This is a genomic window from Bradyrhizobium sp. LB14.3 (genome assembly GCF_040547985.1).
In the GTDB taxonomy this organism is placed as follows: domain Bacteria; phylum Pseudomonadota; class Alphaproteobacteria; order Rhizobiales; family Xanthobacteraceae; genus Bradyrhizobium.
Genome location: NZ_JBEPQT010000096.1, coordinates 1 through 1285, shown reverse-complemented (window position 1 = coordinate 1285; position 1285 = coordinate 1). Strand labels below are relative to the sequence as shown.

The window sequence follows — 1285 nt, the reverse complement described above, 5'->3', positions numbered from 1 at the left end:
TCGTTGTCGTCCCAGCCGTGTTCATCCTGAAGCTCCTAGGACTGGCGCTATATGCGATCCCCGAATCCGATGATTTTTGTTTCTTTCACGCGAACAATTATCATGGCATCGTCGGATCGGTATCGGTGTTCTACAACTCGGTCATAGGGCGCATCACGCCGTTGCTGCTTATGCAGATTCCTGCCGTCCTACGCACCTCGACAGGCATAGATCTTTTCGTCGGCTACGTCCTGATCATGGTTGCTTTCATGATCGCGTTTGTTGCGGCGATGATATTTCTTGCGCGACGGATCCATCCGGACACAACTCTCTTGCAGCAGATTGCGCTCGGGCTGGCCTTCGCGGCTGTGCTCGCAAGCGAGGCTCCGAGCCTGCACCAAATGTTCTATTGGTTACCAGGTGTCGCCTGTTACATCGTTCCTGCGGCGATCGTCGTCCTTGTGCTTGCTGAACTCGTAAACGCGGCGGAAAATGGAGTGCCTCTCTCGCGCGCATCGACTGCGCTGATGGCATTCGGTGGTTTAGCCGCGGCTATGTGCAATGAGTTCACGGCGGTTTGGCTAATAGGTATCGTCTCCTGCTCGCTGTTGGCTCGCTGGGTGTTTGACCAACGCCTTCAGGTGGATGCACATTTGTGGGTTGGTCTCGCGACCGTCGCCGGTCTCGCCGTCGTGTTGTCGGCGCCCGGAAATTCTGTGCGCATGAGTCAGTTTCCGATGGCGGGTGATTTTTTGAACTCGTTGAAGGAGGCCCTTCTTTTCGGCTTGATTGGCTTGGGGCGCCTGTTCAGAGAGCCTGCGACGGGGACGTGGCTTCTGTTCGTTGTGTTGGTCACAACCGTATTGCCACAACCGAATTACGTGAGTTCGAGAAACAGAAAGGTTTTAGCCGCAGGAGTCGCGCTCATTGGTCTAGGCGGCGCATATTTCGGATATTTTGTACACCAATATGCGACGGGGAACCGTCTTGTGGAGAGGGCGCAGAATGAGGTGCTGGTCTTTGTGCTGTTCAGCCTGACGATGAGCGCCGCGCTTTTTGCCCGAGCGTATCGCGACCGAATTTGCAAGCTAGTCACCGCGTTGCCTTTGCCTTCATCAGTCATGGGTGTTGCCGTGCCTTTGATATTCGGCGCCAGCTTGGCAGTAGCGTTGCACTACAGCAAAGTCGGCATGCAGATTCGGTCGGAGCGAGACGGCTTTAGCGTGTTCTGGCTCGAGAGCATGGAACGTCATGCGCGCCTGACCCTGTCTCCTGAGCAGAGGCTGGTGGTTGCGCAGCACACGGC

Annotated in this window: 1 protein-coding gene; it reads left to right on the top strand. The window is 56.0% G+C overall.

Going from position 1 to position 1285, the window contains the following annotated elements; genetic code table 11:
- Positions 1-17 precede the first annotated feature (17 nt).
- On the top strand, positions 18-1285 hold a 1268-nt coding region (locus ABIB00_RS39010), incomplete at its 3' end, for a DUF6056 family protein (RefSeq protein WP_354108011.1).